Origin of the sequence: Streptomyces montanus, assembly GCF_005786655.1 — a bacterium.
In the GTDB taxonomy this organism is placed as follows: Bacteria; Actinomycetota; Actinomycetes; order Streptomycetales; family Streptomycetaceae; genus Streptomyces; species Streptomyces sporangiiformans.
Map to the genome: position 1 here is coordinate 1 of NZ_VBZC01000140.1, position 3,998 is coordinate 3,998.

A 3,998-nucleotide genomic window follows, 5' to 3' on the forward strand; every position below is an offset into this window, starting at 1 on the left:
CCGAGCCCGCCGACGCGGCGGGCGCGCTGGCCGCCGTGGGGGACGCGGCCGCCGCCGTGCTCGCCACGGAGGCCGTCGGGGCCGCCGGCCACGTACTGGAGCGGATCGTCGCCCATGTCAGGCAGCGTGAGCGGGCCGAGCGGGTCGAGCGGGCGGTCGGGGCGTTCCCGGCGGTGAAGCACCGGCTGGCCGACCTGTACGTACAGGTGCGGGCGGCCCGCTCGGCCGCCCACTACGCGGCCTGGGTGACTACCGAGAGCCGTGAGCATCTCGGTGGGCTCGCGCTCGCCCAGGCGCTGGAGGCGCTGCGCACGGTCGCGGCCGAGGGGGTGCAGCTGCCCGGCGGGACCGGGTCCACCTGGGAGAATGAGGCGCATCGGTACTTCCAGCGGGCGGTCGGCGACGAGCTGCTCTTCGGGCCCGTGCACCGGCTCCGGGCGTACGCGGCCGACGCCGCACGTCTGTTCGACGGAGGGGAGGTGACGGTCTGATGCCCCCAGGAGTCCGCCTCGTGCAGAAGGTGTCCTCGACCCGCGCCTTCGCCCGGATCGCACCGCACCTCGTCCCCGCGATGGACCGTGCCGTACACCGGCTGACCCGCGGGAAAGTCCTGCTCAGCGCCCAGATGCTGCCCGGCGTCGTACTCACGGCGCGCGGAGCCAGGAGCGGGCTGTCCCGGCGTACACCGCTGGCCTGCATGCCGGAGGAGGGCGGTGAGAGCTGGATACTCATCGGCTCCAACTTCGGGCGTACGGATCATCCGGCGTGGACCGGGAACCTGCTCGCCCACCCGGACGCCGAGATCAACTGGAATGGGGCGGACATTCCCGTCCGGGCCCGGCTGCTGGAGGGGGAGGAGCGGGCGGCGGTGTGGCAGGTGGTGCTGGGCTTCTGGCCGCCGTACGCGACGTACCAGGCACGGGTCAGCCGGGAGATCCGTCTCTTCAGGATCGTCCGCCGCTGAGCGGGACGCCGCAACGGGACCCCGCAACGGGACCCCCGGGACCCAGCAGCGCGCGGCCGCGACGGGACGCCGCCACAGGGCGCAGCCAAGGAGGGTGGGTCACTGAGCGCGCTGACACGGACGCGACCAGGCGGCAGCCCACCTGCGTGAACTGCCGCCTGGGTGACAGGAATTCGGCCCGGAGAGCGTGGGGAGTTCGTGGGGGGTACCGCATCCGCACCACCTGGGCACCCGGTCGGGCACCCGGGCGCGTTACTTCGTCGGCTTCTTGCCGGTCACGCCCATATGCACCAACAGCGCCAGATTCGGCTTGAGTTCGGCCTGCTTCACACCCCAGGACTGGAACCCCTTCTGGTGCGAGGCGACCGCCGCGAGCATCGCGACGAGCGAACCCGCCATCGCCGCCGGACTCACGTCCTTGTCGATCCGGCCCTTGCTCTGGAGCTCCTTGACGGTGTCCGTGAGGGAGTTGTTCACGGAGTTCAAGATCTTCATCCGGATCTTGTAGAACCGTTTGTCCCCCTCCGCGGCGCCCAGGTCGACGACCCGCAGGATGGCATCGTTTTTGCGCCAGAACTCGAGGAACCCGTCGACGAGTTCCTGCGCGGTCTGCCAGCCCGCCTTGCCGGCCCAGGAGCGCCCTTCGAGCAACTCGGTCAACCCGGCGCCCTCCTTGGCCATTTGCTCGGCGATCTCCAGGACGGCGCCCTCGACGTCCGGGAAGTACTGGTAGAAGGTCGCCGGTGACGTGCCCGCCTTCCGCGCGACGTCAATGACTTTGACGTCCCGATAGGGCGACGAGCTGAGCATCTCGCTGAGGCAGTCGAGCAGCTTCTGCCGAGTCGCCTGCCCACGCCGTCCGGCCACACGGCCGTCGACGGTACGCACTTGTCCTGTCATGCCGTCAGCTTACCGAGGGGTGATCGGAGCGCGATTCGGCCGACTGCAAATGGGGTGCGACCGCTTCTCGGCCACCCTCACACCACTCGGGTGCGCCCACTCTGCGGGATGTGGGGGTGACCATTAACTTGGCCATATGGCCGATTCCACGGCATCTGCCGCATCCGCCGGTTTCGCGGAGGGAGTCCCCTGCTGGCTCGAAGCCCAGCTCTCCGACGTGGAGGCGGGCAAGCGCTTCTACGGGGAGCTCTTCGGATGGACCTTCGAGGCGGCGCACGCCACCTCCACATGGGCGTACAGCGAGGGTCTGGCCGTCGCCGCGCTCGTGCCCAAGCGGGACGGGCGGATGCCCACCGTCTGGACGGTGCACTTCGCGACCCGCGACGCCGCAGGGATGGTGCGCCGGATCCGGGAGGCGGGCGGTCAGGTGATCACGACGCCGGTGCCCGTGGGCCCGTACGGCACGATGGCGCTCGCCGCCGACCCCGAGGGCGCCGTCTTCGGGCTCTGGGAGGGCGCCGAGCACGCGGGCTTCGAACGGCGGTACGAACCGGGCACCTTCTGCCGGGCCGAGCTGTACTCGCGGGACCCGGAGGCCGTCGCCCCCTTCTATGAGGACGTGCCTCTCGGGGCTCTCGGGGGTTTCGGTGAGGAGGGTGCCGGCACCCCCGACGCGGCGGCCGGCGACGCCGGTACGGAGGACTTCGGCCGGAGTGCGGTCCGGGACGTCTTCGCCGCCGAGATGCCGCCCCACTTCCTCGTCCACTTCGCGGTGGAGGACTGTGAAACCGTACTCGGTACGGTGATCGGACTGGGCGGCCGAATTCAGGTGGCTCCTTTCGACACTTCGTACGGGGTCGTGGCGGTCGTCACCGACAATCAAGGGGCGTCTTTCGCTGTTCTTCAGCGTTGACCAGGCACTGAAATGCACGGAAAAACCCCGAGAAGGGGTGAGTGCCGGGCGGAGGACGCGACGTATTTGTCCCAGGACGCCCTGAGACATCCAGATCCGGCCCCTGGTTCGCAACCAGTCGCCGGGCCAGGAAGAATCGGGGTGCGTGCCGCCGGAGCGGTTCGGTGGTGAGACGCTGCGCAGTGGCTGGAACGCAGCCGCGTACGGGGAGGTGGCAGGCAAGTGGTGGATCAGCTGACGCAGCACGATCCGCGGCGGATCGGGCCGTTCGAGGTGCTGGGACGGCTGGGTGCCGGCGGCATGGGGCTGGTCTATCTCGCGCGCTCGGCTTCGGGCCGGCGTGTGGCGATCAAGACGGTCAGGACGGAACTCGCCGAGGACCAGTTGTTCCGGGTCCGCTTCACCCGTGAGGTCGAGGCGGCGCGAGCCGTGTCCGGCTTCTACACGGCGGCCGTGGTCGACGCCGACCCGCGCGCGGCCGTGCCGTGGCTGGCCACCGCGTACGTCCCCGCCCCCTCCCTCGAAGAGATAGTGACCGAGTGCGGGCCGCTCCCCGCCCAGGCGGTGCGCTGGCTGGCGGCGGGCGTCGCGGAGGCGCTCCAGTCCATCCACGGCGCCGGACTCGTGCACCGCGACCTGAAGCCGTCGAACGTTCTGGTCGTCGAGGACGGGCCGCGCGTGATCGACTTCGGCATCGCGTCCGGCGTCTCGAACACCCGGCTGACGATGACCAACGTCGCCGTGGGCACTCCCGCGTACATGTCGCCCGAGCAGGCCAAGGACTCACGCAGCGTGACCGGGGCGAGCGATGTCTTCTCGCTCGGCTCGATGCTCGTGTTCGCCGCCACCGGCCACGCACCCTTCCACGGCGCGAACCCGGTGGAGACGGTCTTCATGCTGCTCCGAGAGGGCCCGGACCTCGAAGGACTCCCCGACGAGCTGCGGTCGCTGATCGAGTCCTGCATGCAGATGGAGGCCACGGCCCGCCCCAACCCCGCCGACCTCCAGGCCCAGCTGGCCCCGCACCTCTTCGGCTCCGGCTCCGACGACAGTGGTACGGCGTCCGCGTGGCTGCCCGAGCGGGCCGTCAGCCTGATCGAGGCGCGCCGCGGCGGCCGTCCGCCCGCCAAGCCGTCGACCCCGTCGAACAGCCGCGGCGGCGGGCCGGGCATGCCCGCGGTGCCGCCCCCGCCACCGCAGGAACCGCCCGTACCCGTCGCG

5 protein-coding genes are annotated in these 3,998 nt (G+C 70.9%); 4 read left to right on the plus strand and 1 reads right to left on the minus strand.

Going from position 1 to position 3,998, the window contains the following annotated elements; all coding sequences use genetic code 11:
• On the plus strand, nucleotides 1-491 hold a 491-nt coding region (locus FE633_RS46670; protein ID WP_138051226.1), incomplete at its 5' end, for an acyl-CoA dehydrogenase family protein.
• On the plus strand, nucleotides 491-964 hold the full coding sequence (locus tag FE633_RS46675; RefSeq protein ID WP_138051227.1) for a nitroreductase/quinone reductase family protein: 474 nt from the start codon (nucleotides 491-493) through the stop codon (nucleotides 962-964). The genes FE633_RS46670 and FE633_RS46675, both read left to right, overlap by 1 nt.
• A 252-nt stretch (nucleotides 965-1,216) precedes the next feature.
• Here FE633_RS46675 and FE633_RS46680 read toward each other — a convergent pair whose 3' ends face one another.
• Nucleotides 1,217-1,864: a TetR family transcriptional regulator gene (locus FE633_RS46680; protein ID WP_119104641.1), complete on the minus strand. Its 648-nt coding sequence runs from the start codon at nucleotides 1,862-1,864 to the stop codon at nucleotides 1,217-1,219.
• Between the two features lie 136 nt (nucleotides 1,865-2,000).
• On the opposite strand from FE633_RS46680, the gene kbpA reads away from it, so the two are divergent.
• Both kbpA and FE633_RS46690 read left to right on the plus strand, forming a co-directional pair.
• The gene (kbpA, locus tag FE633_RS46685; RefSeq protein WP_138051228.1) at nucleotides 2,001-2,777 is read left to right on the plus strand and encodes an AfsK-binding protein KbpA; all 777 of its coding nucleotides are present in this window, start codon (nucleotides 2,001-2,003) and stop codon (nucleotides 2,775-2,777) included.
• A 222-nt stretch (nucleotides 2,778-2,999) separates the two neighbouring features.
• Nucleotides 3,000-3,998 (plus strand): serine/threonine-protein kinase (locus tag FE633_RS46690; protein ID WP_138051229.1); only part of this gene is annotated, 999 nt, incomplete at its 3' end.

Coding starts and splice junctions, on each gene's coding strand:
- FE633_RS46680 (WP_119104641.1), bottom strand. CDS start 1,864: ATGACAGGACAAGTGCGTACCGTCGACGGCCGTGTGGCCGGACGGCGT.
- FE633_RS46675 (WP_138051227.1), top strand. CDS start 491: ATGCCCCCAGGAGTCCGCCTCGTGCAGAAGGTGTCCTCGACCCGCGCC.
- kbpA (WP_138051228.1), top strand. CDS start 2,001: ATGGCCGATTCCACGGCATCTGCCGCATCCGCCGGTTTCGCGGAGGGA.